Source organism: Parendozoicomonas sp. 209JJ7-1 (assembly GCF_058147085.1).
In genome coordinates this window covers 1-413 of record NZ_JBYVJU010000170.1, presented here as the reverse complement: position 1 = coordinate 413, position 413 = coordinate 1, and the positions used below count along the sequence as shown (strand labels likewise).

At 61.5% G+C, this 413-nt stretch carries 1 protein-coding gene; it reads right to left on the bottom strand.

The genetic code is table 11. The features are described 5' to 3' along the window. Positions 1-413: hypothetical protein (locus ACY2RQ_RS19880; RefSeq protein WP_490114751.1), on the bottom strand; the 413-nt coding region annotated here is incomplete at both ends.

Here is a 413-nt window from a genome sequence, read left to right as displayed (position 1 = left end):
ACCCGCACCGATACCTGGGTCGCTGCCTGGTCACCATCACTATCGGTCACTGTGACACCAATACCGGCAATCGTCAGGTGGTTGAGGTTCGGGGCGTTTTCATGATCCAGCGCACCCGCCAGGGTGGCGGCTACGGTGTAGTTGGTGGTGTTGGCCACCGGTACCAGGGTCAGGGTCAGAACCACGTTGTTCCCGAAGTCCGCTTCCAGGGTATTCGTGCCCTGGCCGCTCCAGGTGGGCTGGGCCGCGCCGTTATCCAGCCCCGGAATCGTGCCCGGTACACTGCTGAACACCACACTGCTCAGGGCATCACCACTGATGATGGTGAGGGTGCCGCTATCGCTGCTGTCGTCTGCGGCACTGGCCGTGTTATCCGTCACTTCCAGCAAAACACCCTGGCCTTCTATCTCAGG